Source organism: Lentzea flava (assembly GCF_014648475.1).
Classification (GTDB): domain Bacteria; phylum Actinomycetota; class Actinomycetes; order Mycobacteriales; family Pseudonocardiaceae; genus Lentzea; species Lentzea flava.
Window position 1 is genome coordinate 79,719 of record NZ_BMRE01000014.1, and the last position, 18,013, is coordinate 97,731.

The 18,013-nt window shown below is 70.0% G+C and carries 20 protein-coding genes; 7 read left to right on the forward strand and 13 right to left on the reverse strand.

The features are described 5' to 3' along the window. Positions 1–44 precede the first annotated feature (44 nt). The 4 genes from IEZ09_RS18440 to IEZ09_RS47725 all read right to left on the reverse strand — a co-directional run bounded on the left by IEZ09_RS18440 (position 45) and on the right by IEZ09_RS47725 (position 4,590). Positions 45–995, reverse strand: coding sequence for an NAD-dependent epimerase/dehydratase family protein (locus IEZ09_RS18440; protein ID WP_189254951.1), 951 nt, complete (start codon positions 993–995; stop codon positions 45–47). Continuing rightward, complete coding sequence (locus tag IEZ09_RS18445; protein WP_229812685.1) at positions 992–2,299, reverse strand: nucleotide sugar dehydrogenase; 1,308 nt, start codon at positions 2,297–2,299, stop codon at positions 992–994. Before IEZ09_RS18445 ends, IEZ09_RS18440 begins: the two co-directional genes overlap by 4 nt. Positions 2,300–2,318: 19 nt before the next feature. After that, a complete protein-coding gene (locus tag IEZ09_RS18450; RefSeq protein WP_229812686.1) occupies positions 2,319–3,209 on the reverse strand; it encodes a glycoside hydrolase family 191 protein in 891 nt (296 codons plus the stop codon). A 115-nt stretch (positions 3,210–3,324) separates the two neighbouring features. Continuing rightward, entirely contained in the window at positions 3,325–4,590 is a 1,266-nt protein-coding gene (locus tag IEZ09_RS47725; protein ID WP_189254953.1) for a helix-turn-helix transcriptional regulator, read from the reverse strand. A gap of 132 nt (positions 4,591–4,722) precedes the next feature. Between IEZ09_RS47725 and IEZ09_RS18460 the strand changes: the two genes are divergently transcribed. Then, positions 4,723–5,628, forward strand: a complete 906-nt coding sequence (locus IEZ09_RS18460; RefSeq protein ID WP_189254954.1) for an NADP-dependent oxidoreductase — start codon at positions 4,723–4,725, stop codon at positions 5,626–5,628. A 15-nt stretch (positions 5,629–5,643) separates the two neighbouring features. Beyond that, positions 5,644–6,495 (forward strand): NAD-dependent epimerase/dehydratase family protein, encoded by an 852-nt coding sequence (locus tag IEZ09_RS18465; protein WP_189254955.1) that lies wholly within the window; start codon positions 5,644–5,646, stop codon positions 6,493–6,495. Here the strand turns inward: IEZ09_RS18465 and IEZ09_RS18470 are convergent. Then, positions 6,401–7,405: a polyprenyl synthetase family protein gene (locus IEZ09_RS18470; protein ID WP_189254956.1), complete on the reverse strand. Its 1,005-nt coding sequence runs from the start codon at positions 7,403–7,405 to the stop codon at positions 6,401–6,403. The two genes, IEZ09_RS18465 and IEZ09_RS18470, sit on opposite strands and share 95 nt — an antisense overlap. A gap of 176 nt (positions 7,406–7,581) precedes the next feature. Here IEZ09_RS18470 and IEZ09_RS18475 point away from each other — a divergent pair, with 176 nt between their 5' ends. Further along, positions 7,582–8,547: an aldo/keto reductase gene (locus tag IEZ09_RS18475; protein ID WP_308202410.1), complete on the forward strand. Its 966-nt coding sequence runs from the start codon at positions 7,582–7,584 to the stop codon at positions 8,545–8,547. Between the two features lie 6 nt (positions 8,548–8,553). On the opposite strand, the gene IEZ09_RS18480 is transcribed toward IEZ09_RS18475, so the two are convergent. The 3 genes from IEZ09_RS18480 to IEZ09_RS18490 are packed head-to-tail and all read right to left on the reverse strand — an operon-like array spanning position 8,554 to position 10,238. Next, the gene (locus tag IEZ09_RS18480; RefSeq protein ID WP_189254957.1) at positions 8,554–8,886 is read right to left on the reverse strand and encodes an ArsR/SmtB family transcription factor; all 333 of its coding nucleotides are present in this window, start codon (positions 8,884–8,886) and stop codon (positions 8,554–8,556) included. 3 nt (positions 8,887–8,889) lie between these two features. Continuing rightward, complete coding sequence (locus tag IEZ09_RS18485) at positions 8,890–9,045, reverse strand: hypothetical protein (protein WP_189254958.1); 156 nt, start codon at positions 9,043–9,045, stop codon at positions 8,890–8,892. Positions 9,046–9,089: 44 nt separating this feature from the next. Beyond that, positions 9,090–10,238, reverse strand: a complete 1,149-nt coding sequence (locus tag IEZ09_RS18490) for an ABC transporter substrate-binding protein (protein WP_189254959.1) — start codon at positions 10,236–10,238, stop codon at positions 9,090–9,092. 107 nt (positions 10,239–10,345) lie between these two features. On the opposite strand from IEZ09_RS18490, the gene IEZ09_RS18495 reads away from it, so the two are divergent. From IEZ09_RS18495 to IEZ09_RS18510, 4 genes are read left to right on the forward strand one after another with little or no spacing between them, the layout of a single operon-like run. Next, complete coding sequence (locus IEZ09_RS18495; protein ID WP_189254960.1) at positions 10,346–10,744, forward strand: TOBE domain-containing protein; 399 nt, start codon at positions 10,346–10,348, stop codon at positions 10,742–10,744. A 1-nt stretch (position 10,745) separates the two neighbouring features. Beyond that, positions 10,746–11,480 carry a molybdate ABC transporter substrate-binding protein gene (gene modA, locus IEZ09_RS18500; protein WP_189254961.1) on the forward strand — a complete coding sequence of 245 codons (735 nt, stop codon included), beginning with the start codon at positions 10,746–10,748 and terminating at the stop codon, positions 11,478–11,480. Then, positions 11,477–12,256: a molybdate ABC transporter permease subunit gene (gene modB / locus IEZ09_RS18505; protein ID WP_189254962.1), complete on the forward strand. Its 780-nt coding sequence runs from the start codon at positions 11,477–11,479 to the stop codon at positions 12,254–12,256. Before modA ends, modB begins: the two co-directional genes overlap by 4 nt. After that, complete coding sequence (locus tag IEZ09_RS18510; RefSeq protein WP_189254963.1) at positions 12,253–13,281, forward strand: ABC transporter ATP-binding protein; 1,029 nt, start codon at positions 12,253–12,255, stop codon at positions 13,279–13,281. Before modB ends, IEZ09_RS18510 begins: the two co-directional genes overlap by 4 nt. 1 nt (position 13,282) lies before the next feature. On the opposite strand, the gene IEZ09_RS18515 is transcribed toward IEZ09_RS18510, so the two are convergent. Genes IEZ09_RS18515 through IEZ09_RS18535 form a run of 5 tightly spaced genes read right to left on the reverse strand, consistent with a single transcriptional unit; the run spans position 13,283 to position 17,928 of the window. Then, a complete protein-coding gene (locus IEZ09_RS18515) occupies positions 13,283–14,473 on the reverse strand; it encodes an acyl-CoA dehydrogenase family protein (protein ID WP_189254964.1) in 1,191 nt (396 codons plus the stop codon). Between the two features lies 1 nt (position 14,474). Further along, a complete protein-coding gene (locus IEZ09_RS18520) occupies positions 14,475–15,311 on the reverse strand; it encodes a 3-hydroxyacyl-CoA dehydrogenase NAD-binding domain-containing protein (protein ID WP_189254965.1) in 837 nt (278 codons plus the stop codon). Further along, a complete protein-coding gene (locus tag IEZ09_RS18525; protein ID WP_189254966.1) occupies positions 15,308–16,030 on the reverse strand; it encodes an acetoacetate decarboxylase in 723 nt (240 codons plus the stop codon). Before IEZ09_RS18525 ends, IEZ09_RS18520 begins: the two co-directional genes overlap by 4 nt. Before the next feature lies 1 nt (position 16,031). Beyond that, a complete protein-coding gene (locus IEZ09_RS18530; RefSeq protein WP_189254967.1) occupies positions 16,032–16,775 on the reverse strand; it encodes a crotonase/enoyl-CoA hydratase family protein in 744 nt (247 codons plus the stop codon). 1 nt (position 16,776) lies between these two features. Further along, on the reverse strand, positions 16,777–17,928 hold the full coding sequence (locus IEZ09_RS18535) for a CaiB/BaiF CoA transferase family protein (protein WP_189254968.1): 1,152 nt from the start codon (positions 17,926–17,928) through the stop codon (positions 16,777–16,779). Positions 17,929–18,013: the final 85 nt, after the last annotated feature.

The following is an 18,013-nucleotide window of genomic DNA, read 5'->3' on the forward strand; positions in this document are numbered from 1 at the left end:
AAAGCACGTCCGGGACCGTCCCGGACGTGCTCCTCGTGCCGGACTCAGGCCTGGTTGGCGCGGTACCAGTCGAACGTCCGGCGCACTCCCTCGTCGAGGGAGACCTTCGGGCGGTAGCCGGTCAGACCCCGCAGCAGCGTGAGGTCGGGGCAGCGGCGGGCGACCGATCCGGGTGGAGCGTCGGCGCGGTGCACGACGGGCGCGTGGCCGGAGATCTTGAGCACCAGCTCGGCCAGCTCGCCGATGTTCGTCTCGGCGGTGTCGTCTCCGATGTGGACGATCTGGTTCACCGCCTCGTCGGTGCGCATCAGTCCCACCACCGCTTCGACGGCGTCGTCGACGTGGCAGAACGCCCGGAACTGGTCGGTGCCGTAGACGACGAACGGGTCCTCGCGGCGCAACGCGCGCAGGCACAGCTCCGGGATGACGTGGTCAGCGCCCATCCGCGGCCCGTACACGTTGTGGAAACGCCCGATGACGACACCGACGCTCTTCGCCCGGCCGGCGTGCACCACCGCCGCCTCCCCCAGCATCTTGCTGATGCCGTAGGCGAACCGGGGCGCGGTGACGTCCTCCACGACGAGCGGCACGGTCTCCGGCGTGGGCACCGGTACGAGCCCGGTCCCGACGCCGCCCGCGTAGGTCTCGCTGGTGGAAGCGAAGAACAGCTTCTGGGGCGGCGTGATCCAGTCCAGCGTGTTCAGCACGGCGAGCGTGTTGATCCGCACGACCCGCGCGGGATCGCGTTCGACGTTGCGCACGCCCACCACCGCGGCGAGGAGGTACACGTGGTCGAAGTCGTGCGGCAGCGCGGCGAACGATGCCGGGTCGGTGAGGTCGGCGGAGATCACCGGCACGTCCAGCGCGGCGAGCTCGGGATCGCGGCGGCCGCGGGAGAAGTCGTCGACGACCGTCACCTCGTGGCCGTCGGCGAGAAGTCTCCTGGCGAGGTGCAGTCCGATGAACCCGGCGCCGCCGAGCAGCAGGTTCCTCATCGCGCCACCGCCGGCTCGTACCCGAGGGCGGCGTAGTGGACACCGTGCGCGGTCACCTGGCTCTCGTCGAGCACTCGCCACGAGTCGTAGACGAGCCGCACCCCCGATCCCGGCAGCAGCCGGTCGACGTCGAGCTGCCGGTACTCGGGGTGGTCGGTGATCACCAGCACGGCGTCCGCGCTCGCGAACCCCGTCGCGAGGTCCACCGGGTCGCCGCCGAAGTTCCTGATCACCTCGCCGCCGACGAGCGGGTCGTGCCCGAGCACCCGCACGCCGGCCTTCGCGAAGCCGGGCATCATCGACGCGATCGGGGTGCCGCGCATGTCGTCGGTGGGTGGCCAGCCCTTGTAGGCCCAGCCGAGCACGAGCAACCGCTTGCCCTGCGGATCGCCCATCAGCTCGACGACCCGTTCCGCGACGTGCACGGGCAGGTCCTCGTTCACCTCGCGGGCCGACCTGATCAACGGCGGCACGTAGCCGGCCTGCTCGGCGGCGGACAACAGCAGGTACGGGTCCTTGGACAGGCAGCCGCCGCCGACGTAGCCCGGCTTGCAGATGTCGGGACGCGGGTAGTCGGCGTTGGTCGCCCTGATCACCTCGAGCGGGTCGAGCCCGAGCCGTTCGGTGAGCCGCGCGACCTCGTTGCCGAACGAGTAGATGACGTCGGTGTGGCAGTTGTTGACGAGCTTCACCAGCTCGGCGGTCTCCAGCGTCGACACCGGCACGAGCTGCGCGGACAGCCCGCCGAAGAGCTGCAGCCCCAGCCGCAGGCTCTCCTCGTCGAGACCGCCGACGACCTGTGGCAGCTCGACCAGCTCCCGCAACGCCTGCCCCTGGATCGTGCGCTCGGGTGCCATCACCAGCCGTGCCGACCCCCACGCGTCGGCCAGCCGGGGCAACACCACCGACCGCGTCGCGCCGACCGGGACCGTGCTGCGCACGACCACCAGCGTGTCCGGCGAGCACTTCTTCGCGATGTGCTCGGCCGCCGCGGCGAGGTTCAGCAGGTACGGATCGCGGCCGGTCTCCCCGACCGGCGTGGACACGCAGATGATCGCCGCGTCCACACCGGAGTCCGGCAGGTCGTGCGACAGGAAGATGCGTTCGCCGACCCAGCGCTGGAACACGTCCTCGACGCCGGGTTCGAAGATGTGCGGCCGCCCGGCCCCGAGCGTCTCCAGCAACGCCGGCTGGGTGTCCACGCCGTGCACCTCGTAGCCGCGGCCCGCCATCGCCGCGGCGAGCGTGAGCCCGACGTACCCCATTCCGATGATGCCCACCTGACGGAATTCCTCGCCTGTCACGATCGGCTCCTCCCTGCGGTCAGTCGCACGGCGCCGCGATGGTGTCGAGCGCGCGCACCGTGACATATCCTTCGAATCCTTCTTCGCGATAACGACGGCACGCTTCGGAGACGTTCTCCGCGCGTGTCGCGTAGTCGACCGCCAACACGGTCTTCCCGGCTTCCTTCAGCTTCCGCGTCGCCGCCAGGTTCTCGGCGCAGAAGTCCGCGGTGCACGGTTCGTCGGTCGCCCGGAAGAAAAGCTCTTCCACCCCGATGCCGTCGATCGCGCCTACGTAACCCGAATACTGGCGCAGTTCCGGAGAATTCTGCGGATAAACCGCGAACGCCGGGTTCGCCCGCTTCACGTACCCGCTGATCCGCACGATCAGGTCGACCATCCGGCGCGCCAGTTCCGCACGGTCGGCCGCGGGCACGAGCGCGAGATCGATCTCCTCGTACGCGAGCGGCGTGTCGAGGTAGATCCCGTCGAAGCCGGCACCCAGAGCCCGGTCGAGCCGAGGCCGCACCGCCAGCTCCCACCAGCGCGGTTCCCAGTAGCGGACGAAGTGCTCGCCCGGCCAGCTCTGCCACTCGTTGAGCAGCAGCGCCTCGGTGCGGATCGCGGCGAAGTCGGGCCGGAACTCCTCGATCGAGCCGATCTCGAAGTACGCCAGCACCCGTTTTCCCGACGCCTTCAGCGCCCCGATCTCGTCGGCCCGGAAATAGGACGACCCGCCGTCACGGGCGAGGTCGACAACCGCGGTCCGGAACGGCGCGGCGGCCAGCGCGTCGAGCCGCCCGTCCGGATAGCCCTGCAACTGGTAGACAAAACCACCGACACGCGCAGAATCACCCGAACAGCCGGTGAAAACGAGTGCGCACATCATCAGCAAAACGACGACGAGCGCTCGGAAAAGACGGCGCCTCACACGCCCACAGTACCGATCCGCTTCTCTTCATCAATGCGCCGCCCGGGCTATTCCGGGCGGCCACCCGAGAAAGTGGACAAGCCGGGAGGAATATCGCCGTGAATTTTCCGAACGGTCAGCGAGCCGCTCCCCACTCGTGAGCCAGCGCGGCCGCCTCACCACGGGAACCGACCCCGAGCTTGTCCAGGATGTTGGCCACGTGGAACTTCACGGTGGACTCGCTGATGTGCAGGTCGGCAGCGATGTCGCGGTTGCGCCGCCCGCGCGCCAGCTGCCCCAGCACCTCCAGCTCCCGCGCGCCCAGCACGGTCAGCGGGTCCTCGCGCGGGCTCTCCGGCGACCCGAGCGGGATCTCGATCGTCACGATCGTGCCCCAGCCGGGCACGGCGTCGATCTCCCCGCGGCCGCCGAGCGGTCCCAGGCGTTCGGCGATGCGGCGCGTGTCGAGGTTGCCGCAGGTCAGGGTGCCGGGACCGTCGTCGCGCACGGTCGCGCGGAGCACCGTCGCGGTGACCTTCCAGCCGACGTGGACGCGGTGGACGCCGCGCTGGTCGTCGAGCATCGCGTGCACGGTGGAGCGGACCACGGCACGGGCGGTGGAAGCGACGTCGGCCGGCAGTACGCGGTCGGCCCCCTCCTCCGCGCCCGGTGTCCCCAGGTCCAGTCGCACGCCCCGGCCGCGCAGGACCCTGCGCAGGGACTCGGCGAGCCGGTCGAAGGCGTCGCCCGCCCGTTCCTCGGAGAGCGACCGGTCGAGTTCGGCGCGCGAACGCAGTTCGACCAGGGCGGTGACGGCGAGGTCGATGGCGCGAGTGCGGGCGGAGAAGTCGTCGGCGGAACGGTCGCGCAGCACGCCCAGCAGGGCGGTCAGCGCGGTGCCGTAGACGTCGCCGAGGTCGGAGATCGCCACGGCACGGGCCGCCGCGGCCGCCCGCGACACGGCGAGCGTGGCGGGCACCGCCTCGTTGCGCAGACCCTCTCGGTGTGCGGTGACCAGGTCCCACAACGCCTCGGCCGCTTTCAGGTGCTCCTCGGGCACCGGGGTGTCCTCCGTGCGCACGAGGACCATCAACGCCGCCGGCTCGCTCGCGTCGCTGGACACCGCCAGCACGGGCACCTCGACACCGGCCATGACCGCCCTGCCCTGCCAGCTTCCCCGTGCGGGCACGAGCGGCCGCAGTGCGGCGAGATCCGCGATGCTCACCGACGAACCGGGCGGGCCCGGCGACACGCCGCGGACCTTGAACGGCGCGAACGAGCAGTTGGCGGAGAGTTCGGCGAGCGCCTGGTGGGGCACGGGCCCGGCGAACGCGGCGGACAGCCGCGGCAGGGTCTCGCTCAGCGGTGCCCGGATCACCTCTACGGCCGTCAGCAGGTCCATGACCCCAACGTAGTCCGTGCGGGGCAGGACGCGGCTAGTCGTTCGGCCAGTGGGAACTAGCTGAAGTGATGGCCATGACCTGATCTCTCGCTCTCCAGGATGAGAACCACATCCCAACAGAGGAGCGAGAAGATGAAGGCGATCACGTACGCCGAGTTCGGTGGCCCGGAAGTCCTGCGCCTGGAGGACGTCCCGGACCCGCACGCCGGACCCGGACAGGTGCGGGTGAAAGTCGTGGCGGCCGGGGTCAACCCGCTCGACTACAAGATCCGCAACGGGTGGATGCCGCAGCTGGCACCCGTGTTCCCGGTGATTCCCGGTGTCGAGGCAGCCGGTGTAGTCGACGAGGTGGGGGAGGGCGTCACCGGGGTCTCCGCGGGTGACGAGGTGCTGATCCAGACCTTCACCGGCACGTACGCCGAGTACGCCCTGGCCACCGACTTCGTGCTCAAGCCGGCGAACCTCGACTGGGACGTGGCCGCCGCGCTGCCCGTGGCCGTCGAGACCTCGGTCCGCGTGCTCGACGCTCTCGAGCTCGGGGCGGGCGAGACGCTGCTGCTGCACGGGGCCGCGGGTGCGGTCGGCGCCGTCGCGGTGCAGCTCGCGGTGGCCCGCGGCGCCACGGTCATCGGCACCGCCTCGCCGGGCAACCACGACTACCTGCGCTCCCTCGGGGCGATCCCGGTCGCCTACGGTGACGGGCTCGCCGACCGCGTCCGCGCCGCCGCCCCGCAGGGCGTCGACGCCGTGTTCGACGCGGCCGGGCAGGGAGACCTGGAGGTCTCGATCGAGCTGCGCGGCGGCACCGGCCGGATCGTCACGATCGCCGATCCCCGCGCCGCCGAGTTCGGCGTCCCGTTCTCCGCGGAAGGCCGCCCGTTCGGCGCGGAGTTCGCCGAGCACGTGCGCCTCGCGGCCGACGGCGGCCTCCAGGTGCGGATCGCGCAGAGCCTCCCGCTGGAGGACGCGGCGAAAGCGCAGGAGCTCAGCGCGAGCGGGCACGCCGGAGGGAAGCTGGTGCTGCGGTTGTCGTCGTGAGGCGATAATTGACGCATGACTCAACGTGTCGCGGTGACCGGAGGCAGCGGCAAGCTCGGGCGTGCCGTCGTGGCCGACCTGATCGAGCACGGGTGGGAGGTCCACAACCTCGACCAGGTCGCGCCGCCCGCGCACCAGGGCTGCGAGTTCACCCGCGTCGACCTGACCGACTACGGCCAGGTCGTGGAGGCGATCAGCGGCATCGACGACAGGTACGCCGGGCTGGACGCCGTGGTGCACCTCGCGGCGATCCCCGGTCCTGGCGTCGCGCCCAACGCCAAGACGTTCCACAACAACGTGACCAGCACGTACAACGTGTTCGCCGCGGCACGGCTGGCGGGCGTGCGCAACGTCGTGTGGGCGTCCAGCGAGACGGTGCTGGGCCTGCCGTTCGACACTCCCCCGCCGTACATCCCGATCGACGAGGAGTACGCGGGACGCCCGGAGACGTCGTACTCGCTGGGCAAGCTGGTCGACGAGACGCTCGCCCAGCAGTTCTGCCGCTGGGAACCGGAGATGAAGATCATCGGTTTGCGGTTCTCGAACGTCATGGAGCCGCACGACTACGAGCGCTTCCCGTTCGACGCGGATCCGTTGGCGCGCAAGTGGAACCTCTGGTCCTACATCGACGCACGCGACGGTGGTCAGGCCGTGCGCAAGGCTCTCGCGCACGACGCGACGGGCTTCGATGTGTTCATCATCGCCAACGCCGACACGTGCATGACGACACCGAACGACGAGCTCGTCGCGAAGGTCTATCCGGGCGTGCCGCTCAAGAGGGAGTTCGGTCCTCACGAGACGCTGCTGTCGATTGAGAAGGCACGGCGGGTGCTGGGGTTCGAGCCCGTTCACACCTGGCGGTCGTGACGGCCCTGGCGAGCTCGGCCAGCTCTTCCGCCGCTCGCGCCCTCGGCCGCGCCTGACGAAGGTGGCCCAGGGCGCGGGCGAGCAGCAGTTCGGCCTGCTGTTCGCACCACTTCCGGCCGCCCGCCTGCTCGACGCGGGCGGCCAGCTCGGAGGGCTGTGCGTCGGTCGCGTAGACGTCAACGCCCGCGTTGATCGCGGCGACCACGGGCAACGTGCGGCGGCGGTGCGCGAGGTCGTCGTAGAGCGGGCGGCCGCTGACGGGTGCGCCGCCCCAGATGGCCTGCACGTCGTCGACGTGCTTGCGGGCGAGACCGACGTCGTCGCCGAACTGCCTGAGGTGGTCGGCCTGGCTGCGGGACGCGCCCGCGGCGAGCGCGCCGAGTTCGCACGCGCAGGCCGTCAGCGCCGAGTTCTTCGCCGCCGCCACGCCCAGGTACTCGGCTATGTCGACGTCGTCCCGTTCGTCCATCTCGACTTCCTGGACGTAACCGTCCACAACGGACAGCAACGCGGCGTTGAGGATCATCACCTCGGGCTTGGCGAGGTGCGCGAAAGCCAGTGAGATCAGGGCGTCCGCGGTCGAGACGACCCTGTCGTCGCCGAACTCCACCCACGCGCTCGGCTGGTGGCCGCGGCTCAGCGCACGTGTCATCAGGTCGGCGTGCAGCTCTTCGTGCCGGTGGGCGAGTTCGAGCGCCAGCGCCACGTTGATCGCTCGGGTGGCATCGCCGATGGCGTCGGCGGCGAGCAGCGCGAGTGCGGCGGTCGAGCAGTCGGACCGGTGGTACTCGACGACCTCGCGGGTCTCGCCGGGCAGCGTGGCGAACGCGGCCTTGAGCGGCGTGTCGATCATGGCGCGGCTCCACGCCAGTACGTCCCGCGGCGGCGCCACCACGTCGATGCTCGTCATGCGCTTCCTCTCAAAAGGCAGGAATGACGCTAAACCCGCAGCTCAGGCGTGGAGGCGGAATTGCCACTGTCGTGTTGAGAAGGGGCACGATCCGGCGAGCGCGACTAGGTTGATGTTGAACGGGTTGTCGCCACCATCACCCGATGAGTGACCGTCGTTTTCCTGAGGGGCTGACCGTGCGTTACACCAAGCTCGCCGGCATGGACGTGTCCGAGATCTGCCTGGGCATGATGAGCTACGGAGATCCGTCGCTGGGGACCCATCCGTGGTCGATGCCGGAGGACGAGTCCCGGCCGTTCATCAAGGCCGCGATCGATGCCGGGATCAACTTCTTCGACACCGCGAACGTCTACTCGGCCGGTTCGTCGGAGGAGATCACCGGGCGTGCGTTGAAGGACTTCGCCCGGCGCGACGAGATCGTGCTCGCAACCAAGGTGCACGGCCGCATGGGCCGCGGCCCGAACGGCGCGGGATTGTCGCGCAAGGCGATCTTCGCCGAGATCGACGCGTCCCTGCAGCGGCTCGGCACCGACTACGTCGACCTGTACCAGATCCACCGCTTCGACAAGACGGTTCCGCTGGAGGAGACGCTCGAAGCGCTGCACGACGTGGTGAAGTCCGGCAAGGCCCGCTACATCGGTGCCTCGTCCATGTACGCATGGCAGTTCGCCAAGGCGTTGTTCACGCAGAAGCAGAACGGCTGGACGCGGTTCGTGTCGATGCAGAACCACTACAACCTCCTCTACCGCGAAGAGGAGCGCGAGATGCTGCCGCTGTGCGCGGACCAGGGCATCGCCGTGATCCCGTGGAGCCCGCTGGCCCGCGGCCGCCTGACCCGTGACTGGGACGCCACGACGGCCCGCACCGAGACCGACGAGTTCGGGTCCACCTTGTACGTCGAGTCGGACCGCGCGATCGTCGAGCAGGTGGCGTCCGTGGCCGCTGCCCGTGGCGTGTCGCGTGCTCAGGTCGCGCTGGCGTGGCTGCTGCGCAACCCGGTGGTCACCGCGCCGATCGTCGGCGTGACGAAGCCCCACCACCTCGACGACGCGGTGGCGGCACTGGACTTCGAGCTGACCGACGACGAGGTGCGGCTGCTGGAATCGGCGTACGAGCCGCACCGCATCGCCGGGCACGCCTGAGGAAGCTCAGGCCGGCTGCTCGCGCAGCTGGGCCAGCAACTCGTTCTGGCCCACCAGCAACTCGGTCAGGATGCGTCTCGCGGCGGCGAGCAGCTCCGCCACGTCGGCACCCGCGAGGGCGTACACCACCGTCGATCCCTCGCGGGTCGCCGTGACGATCCCGGACCTGCGCAGCACGGCGAGCTGGGCGGACAGGCTGGACGGCTCCACCCTGATCTCGGCGAGCAGCTCCCACACCGCCTTCGGCCCGTCCTGGAGCAGCTCCAGCACCCGGATGCGCACCGGGTGCCCGAGCATCCGGAAGAACTCGGCCTTCGCCTGGTACAGCGGGACCGACACGGGTCACCGCACTCCGTGCTCGGCGGCCAGGCGCCGGAGGTTGGCGAGGTCGGCACCGTGCACCTCGGCGGCGTACGCGTCCTGCCGTTCCACCGCCTGGCGCACGGCCTCCTCCGCCTGCTCGATGCGGGCGAGGAGGTTGTCCCTGAACTCGTTCACGCCATCACGACCTGTCGAATTGAAGAAGTCTTCAAATCAGCAGGTTACCCCAGTGCTGAGACCTCGATGAAGTCCGGGATCTGGGCCTTGAGCGCCCCGTTCGGCTGGAACCGGTAGAACAGCACCGCCGTGCTGCACGCCGAGTTGCCGAACCAGGCGTGGTCGCAGGTGATCTGCGGGCCGAGGAAGCTGTCGAGGTTCTTCACCGCCCGCAACGCCTTCTCCGGCGTACCGTCCGAAGTGGACAGAACGCGGGCCAGCGTCATCACGTCCGCGAACGAGACCACCGCGCCCGCGACGGGTTCGTCGTGGCCGGCCTCCTTCATGGCCGTGCGGTATTCCTCGATCTCCGCCCGGTTGGCCGGCGGCGCGGACAGCGGGTCCGTGGGGTGCCAGAAGTCGGCGGACAGCTCGACGCCGATCGCCTGGTTCCCGACGGACTTCGGCAGCCCTGTGCACGACGCCGCGAGGATCCGCCCGGCGTAACCGGCGTCCCGCAGCGCCCGCACGATGTGCGTGCACTGCTCCTCGGTGGCGGCGATGCTGCCCGACGCCTCGGCGGTCCGCACGGTCTGCGCGAGGCCGCTCCAGTCCGGGTGGTCCGCCGGGTAGTAGACCGACCGGTAACCGAGCCCGAACCGCTTGGCGGCAGGGACGAGCACGGTGTCGGTGAAGGCGCGGGTGGCCGGCGACTCCGGCAGCAGCCACGCGACCGTCTTCACCTCCTGGTCGGCGTAGTACTTGAGCGCCGCCGTCCCGTACGCGACCGCGGCTGCGCCGAAGAAGAAGGCGTTCTTGTGGGTCATCAGGCCAGGCGTGAACTGCACGTGCCCGACCAGCGGGATGGCGGCCTCGTCGAGCGTGGGCATGGCGGCGTCGGCGCCGGTGTCCACGCCCTGCACCACCACCTGCACCTCGTCGCGGACGAACTTGTCGGCGCACCGCGCGGACTGCTCCGGCGTGCCGTCGGTGGGGCAGGTGACGAGCTCGAACGGGCGGTTGCGGACCCCGCCCCCGCGGTTGAGGTGGGCGACGGCGACCTCGGCGCCGATCTGCAGCTCGGGCACGGCGAACGCGCCGGAGGAGTTGTTGAGGTAGCCGATTTTGAAGGGTTCACCGCTGGGACCGGTGTGCGGCTCGGCGGCGCATCCGGTGACCAGCAGGAGGACGGCGGCAACGGTCCGTGAACGCATGGCCGCTGATGTTCACCAGGTGAGACGCCACCGTTAAGTCGGGTTCCCTCGACAGCTACGGCGGGCGTGGTTGAGAGTTCCGCAGACGCGGATATAAGCTCCAATTCGTGCCGAATCTGCGGATCAGCGAAGCCGCCGCGTTGCTCGGGGTCAGTGACGACACCCTGCGCCGGTGGATCGACCAGGGGCGTTTGCGGTCCGTGGTGCTCGACAACGGGCGCAAGGGCGTCAGCGGGACGGAGCTCGCCGAGTTCGCCCAGCACATGACCGAGGTGGCCGAGCCGGGCACGACGGTCGCGGCGTCGGCGCGCAACCGGATGAAGGGCATCGTCACGCGGGTCATCAAGGACGGGGTCATGGCGCAGGTCGACATGCAGGCCGGGCCGTTCCGCATCACGTCGCTGATGAGCCGCGAGTCCGCGGACGAGCTGGGCCTCGAGGTGGGCAGCGTCGCGGTCGCGTCCATCAAGTCCACGCACGTCGTCGTCGAGATCCCGGAGGCCTGAGGTGAAGAGGGCGCTTGCGCTCGTGCTGGTGCTGGCGGGCTGCTCGACCGCCCAGCCGAGCGCGTCGACCGGCGAGATCACGGTGTTCGCGGCGGCGTCGCTGACGGAGTCGTTCCAGAAGCTGGGCCAGGAGTTCGAGGCGGCGCATCCCGGCACGAAGGTCGTCTTCAACTTCGGTGGCAGCTCGGCGTTGGCGCAGCAGATCAACCAGGGGGCGCCGGCCGACGTGTTCGCGTCCGCGGCGCCCGCGAACATGAAGCAGGTGACCGACACCGGGGCGATCACGGCGGCGCCGGTGACGTTCGCGAAGAACACGCTGCAGATCGCGGTGCCGCGGGGCAATCCGGGCAAGGTCACCGGTCTCGCGGACTTCGCCAAGCCGGACCTGAAGATCGCGTTGTGCGCGGAGCAGGTGCCGTGCGGGGCGGCGGCGAAGAAGGTGTTCGCCGCGGCAGGCGTCACGGCCGCACCGGACACGCTGGAGCAGGACGTGAAGGCCGTGCTGACCAAGGTGTCGCTGGGTGAGGTCGACGCGGCGCTGGTCTACCGCACGGACGTGAGGGCCGCGGGCGCGAAGGTCGAGGGCGAGGACTTCGCGGAGGCTGCCGGCGCCGTCAACGACTACCCCATCGCGCCGCTGGCCAAGGCACCCGCCGCGGCCAAGGACTTCGTGGACTTCGTGCTGTCGGAACGGGGTCGCGCGGTGCTGACCGAGGCGGGCTTCGCGGCGCCGTGAGGTCGAGGCTCCCGGTCGTCCTCGTCCTGCCCGCGGTCGTCGGGCTCGCGTTCCTGCTCGTGCCGCTCGCGGGGCTGCTCGTCGAGGCGCCGTGGACCTCCTTGCCCGCTCAGCTCTTCAGCACGGAGGTTGTGCAGGCGCTGCGGCTGTCGTTGGTCTGCGCGTCGCTCGCCACGGTCGTCTGCCTCGTTCTCGGTGTGCCGCTCGCGTGGCTGCTCGCGCGCAGCGAGCTGCCGGGACGCGGGCTGCTCCGCGCGCTCGTCACGGTTCCGCTGGTGCTGCCGCCCGTGGTGGGTGGTGTGGCGTTGCTGCTGGTGCTCGGACGCCGCGGGGTGGTCGGTCAGCACCTCGACCAGTGGTTCGGGATCTCGTTGCCGTTCACCACGGCCGGTGTCGTGCTCGCGGAGGCGTTCGTGGCGATGCCGTTCCTGGTGATCTCGGTCGAAGGCGCGTTGCGGGCGGCTGATCCGCGCTACGAGGAGGCTGCCGCCACGCTCGGCGCGTCCCGCTGGCTGACGTTCCGCCGGGTGACCCTGCCGAGCGTCATGCCGGGAGTCGTCGCGGGAACGGTGCTGTGCTGGGCGCGGGCGCTCGGCGAGTTCGGCGCGACGATCACGTTCGCTGGCAACTTCCCCGGCAGGACGACGACCATGCCGCTGGCCGTGTACCTGGCGCTGGAGACCGACCCGGACGCCGCGATCGTGCTCAGCATCGTGTTGCTGCTCGTGTCGGTGGCGGTGCTGGCCGGGCTGCGGGACAGGTGGATCCGCACATGACCCTGCACGCCGCACTCCGCGTCCAGCGCGCCGGTTTCCGCCTCTCGCTCGACCTCACCGTCGAGCCGGGCGAGGTCGTGGCGCTCCTCGGCCCCAACGGCGCCGGGAAGACCACCGCACTGCGTGCCTTGGCGGGACTGGAGGCCGGGGGTGCCATCAGCGTCAACGGGTCCACTTGGGACGGTCTGCCCGCCGAGAAACGGCCCGTTGGCGTGGTTTTCCAGGACTACCTGCTCTTCGCGCACATGAGCGTGCTGGACAACGTCGCGTTCGGGCTGCGTGCTCGCGGCACCCGCAAGGCCGAGGCCAACGCGATCGCGCTGCGGTGGCTCCACCAAGTCGGGCTCACCGAGTTCGCACGGGCCAAGCCGCGCACGCTGTCCGGCGGCCAGGCCCAGCGCGTGGCCCTGGCCCGCGCGCTGGCCACGTCACCTCAGCTGCTCCTCCTCGACGAGCCGCTGGCCGCCCTGGACGCGAGCACCCGGCTGCGCGTGCGGTCGGAGCTCGGCAGGCACCTCATCGACTACCCCGGCCACACGCTGCTCGTCACGCACGACCCGTTGGACGCGATGGTGCTCGCCGACCGCCTCGTCATCCTGGAGAACGGTCGCGTCGTCCAGCAGGGCGCGCCGCGTGACGTGGTCCGGCAGCCGCAGACCGACTACGTGGCGCACCTGGTCGGCCTCAACTTCTACCGGGGTGTCGCTGATGGCACCGAGGTCCGGCTGGACGACGGCGGCACCCTCACCATCGCCGAACCCGCGGAAGGGCCGGTGCACGTGGTGTTCCCGCCGTCCGCGGTCAGCCTGTTCCCCTCGAAACCCGCCGGCAGTCCGCGCAACACCTGGCAGGCCGTGGTTTCGGGGATCGAGCAGCACGCCCACACCACCCGCGTGGACCTCGACGGCTCCCCCGCCGTGCTCGCGGACGTCACCACGGCGACAGTCGCCGAGCTGCGGTTGCAGCCCGGCGACTCCCTCTGGGTTTCTCTCAAAGCGACCGAGATCCACACCTATCCGCGGTAGCTCACACGAACGCGCTCTGCCCGGTGATCGCCTTGCCGACGATGAGCGTGTTCATCTCGCGGGTGCCCTCGAACGAGTAGATCGCCTCGGCGTCGGCGAAGAACCGCGCGACGTCGTAGCCGAGCACGATGCCGTTGCCGCCCAGGATCTCCCGGCTCCAGGCGACGACCTCGCGCATCCGGGAGGTGACGAACGCCTTGGCGAGCGACGAGTGCTCGTCCTGGAAGATGCCCGCGTCCTGCAGCCTGGCGAGCTGCACGAGCATGCCCCACGAGGCGGTGATGTTGCCCAGCGACTTCACCAGCAGGTCCTGCACCAGCTGGAAGCGGGCGATGGGGCGGCCGAACTGCCTGCGCTCCCCCGCGTAGGCCAGCGCGAGCTCGTAGGCACCGATCATCACGCCGAGCGCCTGCCAGGCGACGCCGCCGCGGGTGGCACGCAGGATCTCCGCGACGTCGCGGAACGAGTTGATGCGCTGCAACCGGTTCGCCTCGGGGACGCGGACGTCGGTCAGGGTGATCTCGGCGTTCTCGACGATCCGGAACGCGATCTTGCCCTCGATCTTCTCGGCGACGAAGCCGGGCGTGCCCTTTTCGACGACGAAGCCCTTGACGTTGTTGTCCTCCTCGTCGCGGGCCCACACGATCACGTAGTCGGCGAAGGTGGCGTTGCCGATCCACTTCTTGGCGCCGTTGAGGATCCACGTGTCGCCCTCGCGGCGCGCGGTGGTGCGCATGCCGCCCGCCACGTCGGAGCCGCCGAGCGGTTCGGTCATCGCGAACGCGCCGATCTTGTCCATCGCGGCCATGGCGGGCAGCCAGCGGTCGCGCTGCTCCTGGTCGCCGCCCGCGTAGATCGAGTACATCGCGAGTCCGTTGTGGACACCGAAGAACGTGGCGACCGACGCGTCCGTGCGGGTCAGCTCCATCGCCAGCATGCCGGTGAGCAGGTTGCTGACGGCGGCCGGGTGTTCGCCGTAGCCCTCGTACGACAGCGCGGTGAGGCCGGCGCCGCGGAACTTGCCGATCAGCTCGTGCGGGAACTCGCCCTTCGCCCAGTACTCGTTGACCATCGGCTTGATCTCGGTGGTCATGAACTCGCGGGCGCTCAGCAGGATCTTGCGCTCCTCGTCGCTGAGCAGGGCCTCGTAGTTGTAGAAGTCGGCGACGAGCTGGTCTTCCAGGCGGTGCATGTCAGTTCTCCTCCAATGCCGTCAGAACGGCGAGCTGCTTGCGGTCGCGCGCCTCGGCCAGTGCCGAGTACGTGGAGGAGCCGTAAGCGTCTTCCACTGCTTCGATGAGCTTTTCGGGGTTGTCGGACGGGGTGCCGAGCTCCAAGCCCTGCATGGACTTGCCGATGTGCTCGGCGAGGTGCCGGTAGCCGCCGGGGCCGCCACCGAGGTGGGCGCCGAGGAACGGGCCGACGGTCGCCCAGCGGACGCCGAGCGAGTTGGTCACGACGGCGTCGAGGTCCTTCGGCGTCACGACACCCTGTTCGACGAGGTAGGCGGCTTCGCGGGAGAGCGCGGCCTGCAGGCGGTTGCCGACGAAGCCCGGGATCTCCTTGCGTTCCACGACGGGCGTGCGGCCGAGCGAGCGGTAGAACTCGACGGCCTTCGCCACGGACTCCTCGCTCGTCTGCTCGCCCGGCACGACCTCGACCAGCGGGATGACGTGCGGCGGGCTGAACGGGTGTCCGATGAGGACTCGCGAGCCGTCGATGCCCTTGGTGAACGCGGTCGACGGGATCGCGGACGACGAGCTGAGCAGCAGGGCGTGCTCCGGTGCTTCGCGGACGAGCTCGGCGAACAGGTTCTTCTTGAACTCCAGGTTCTCCGGGCCGTTCTCCTGCACGAAGTCGGCGTCCCGCACGGCTTCCGCGACGTTCGCGGCCACCTGCACTCCGTCGGGAACGACCTCAGCGAGGTCGGGGCGCGGGTCGGTGACCTTGACGGTCAGGCCGTGCTCGGCGAACAACCGGGACCACGACAGGCCGATGACACCAGCTCCGACGACAGCGACGGTTGTCATGACGCCTCCAGGTAGTTGTGCACCGGCTTGGCAGGAGCGAGCGTCAGGTCGGTGATGATGTGGCTGGCGGACACGACCTCCAGCACGGGCAGGTCGGCGAGCGGCGCGAGGACGTGCTGGAACAGCTGGAGCCGCGCCGGGCCGGTGTAGGCCTGCTTGACCACCACGTCGGTGATCTCCGTGCGCACGAGTTCCTGAACCCGCAAGGAACCGTCGTAGTCCGGGATGGTCTTCAGCATGAACGTCGGAACCGTGATCTCCGCCTCGGCCTGGCGACGGTCGAGCTCGAAGTGCTTGTAGCCCATGGTCGCGGTGGCCACCCGCAGCGTGCCGTAGTCGAGAGTGCCGACCAGCGCGCCGTTGTCGGCGTACAGCTTCGGCGAGCCCATCACCTTCGGGTAGGCGCTGACCTCGCGGCCGGATGCGGTGGCGGCGAAGCTGTCCAGGTACATCGCGTGCAGGTACTCGCCGCGCTCGCCGTCGAAGACGACCTGGATCGCCTGGCCGGCCTCGGTGTAGGGCCCGTAGCCGGTGACGTCGTTCATCTTCATGACCTCGAACCGGACGAGCGGCTCGTCGATCTCCAGCGGCTCCGGGACGACGGCCTTCAGCGCGTCGATGTCGGTGCGGTAGACGATGTTCAGGTACTCGCGGTCGTGGAACCGGGGCTGTACCGCGGGGAACGCGGGAGCGGTCAGGGGTGTGATGCCGAGGTTCATGTCAGCGTCCTGTCCACTGTGGAGTGCGACGCTCGGCGAACGCGGTCATGCCCTCGCGGACGTCGGCCGTGGTCATGAGCTTCGCGATCTCGGTGCGTTGCGCGGCCCACGGATCGGCCGACCGCACGACGTTCTTCACGGCGGCGAGCGCGAGCGGTGCGTTCTCCGCGATCTTCTCGGCCAGCTGCAGCGCGACCGCGGCGGCCTCACCGTTCGCGACGACCCGGTTGGCCAGCCCGAGTTCCCCGGCGCGACGGCCGTCGACGGGCTCGCCGGTGAGCAGCAGCTCCATCGCGAGGTGGTGCGGAATCCGCTGCGGCAGGCGGACGACTCCCCCGCCGGCGGCGATCAGCCCGCGCTTGACCTCCGGCAGCCCGAACTTCGCGTCCTCGGCGGCGACGATCAGGTCGCAGCCCAGCGCCAGCTCGAACCCGCCGCCCATCGCGAACCCCTCGACCGCGGCGATCAGCGGCTTGCTCAGCTCGGCCTCGGTGAGCCCGCCGAACCCGCGGCCGGGGATCTCCGGCGACTCGCCCTTCAGCGCGGCCTTGAGGTCCATGCCCGCGCTGAACGTGCCGCCCGCTCCGGTCAGCACTCCGACGCGCAGCTCGGGGGTGGCTTCCACTTCGTCCAGCGCGGCGGCCAGCTCCGCGGCGACGGCCGCGTCGACGGCGTTGCGGGCCTGCGGCCGGTCGATCGTGATCAGCAGTGCCGATCCGACGCGCTCGGTGCGCACGACAGTCATCTCAGGCTCCGATCTCGGCGAGAACTTCGGCGGTGTCCTGGCCGGGCAGCGGGGCCAGGCGGCGGACGGAGGCGGGCGTGGCGGAGAACCGGACCGGGATACCGATCGAGCGGACGGCGCCCTCGGTGGGGTGCTGCACCTCGTCGAGCAGGTGGCCCTCGCGCACGTAGTCGTCCTCGTGCGCCTTGTCGAGCTCCAGCACCGGTCCGAACGGGATGCTGTGCTTCGCGCACACCTCGGCCCACTCCTCGGTGGTCAGCGCGGACGCGCACTCGTCGACGAGTCCCATCAGGTCGTCGCTGTCGCCCGGCTCGATCCGCTCACCGGCGACGCGCGGGTCCTCGACCAGGTCGGGCCTTCCGGCCGCGGCGAAGAAGTCGCGGAAGTTCTGCGGGTTGTAGGGGACGACGCAGGCGAGGCCGTCCTTGGTGTGCACGGCGTGGTGGCCCTTGGCCATCGACAGGTTGAAGCCGGTCGGCCCCTCCTCCGGCACGAACGCGTGCCCCGCGAGGTGCTCGACGAGGTTGAACGCGATCATCGTGTCCGCCATGGGGATCTCGACGCGCTGGCCGTTCCCCGTCCTGTTCCTGTGCACCAGCGCGGCGAGCACGCTGTAGGCGATGGTCAGCGACGACACCTTGTCGCCGATGATCGTCGGCAGGTAGACGGGCCGCCCGATCGCGCGGTTGGCGATGTCGACCAGCCCGGACGCGCCCTGGATCGTCTCGTCGTAGGCGGCGATGCCTGCGCGGTCGGAGTCGCCGCGGAAGCCCTGGGCGTGGGCGTAGATCAGGCCGGGGTTGCGCTCGGCGACGTCGGCGTAGTTCAGGCCGAGCCTGCTCAGCGCGCCGGGGCGCATGTTGGTGATCAGCACGTCGGCCGTGTCGATCAGCTTGAGGGCCTTCTCGCGGTCGTCTTCGTCCTTGAGGTTGAGGGCGACACTGCGCTTGTTCCGGTTGACGTTGAGGCTCAGCGGCGTCATGCCCGGCGTGGTGCGGTAGCGGCCGTTGCGGACGGTGTCCACAGGCGACTCGATCTTGATCACGTCGGCGCCGAGGTCTCCGAGGATCTGGGCCGCGTACGGGCCCATCACCACGGTCGAGAGGTCGATCACCCGCACACCGTCCAGCGGACCGGCGGTGATGTCCTTCATCGTTCGTCCTTTCGCACCTGTTCGTTCTTGCACAACCGAAGTTAGGTGTGCCCGGCGAGAAAGGGAACGATCATGTCGCGAACAA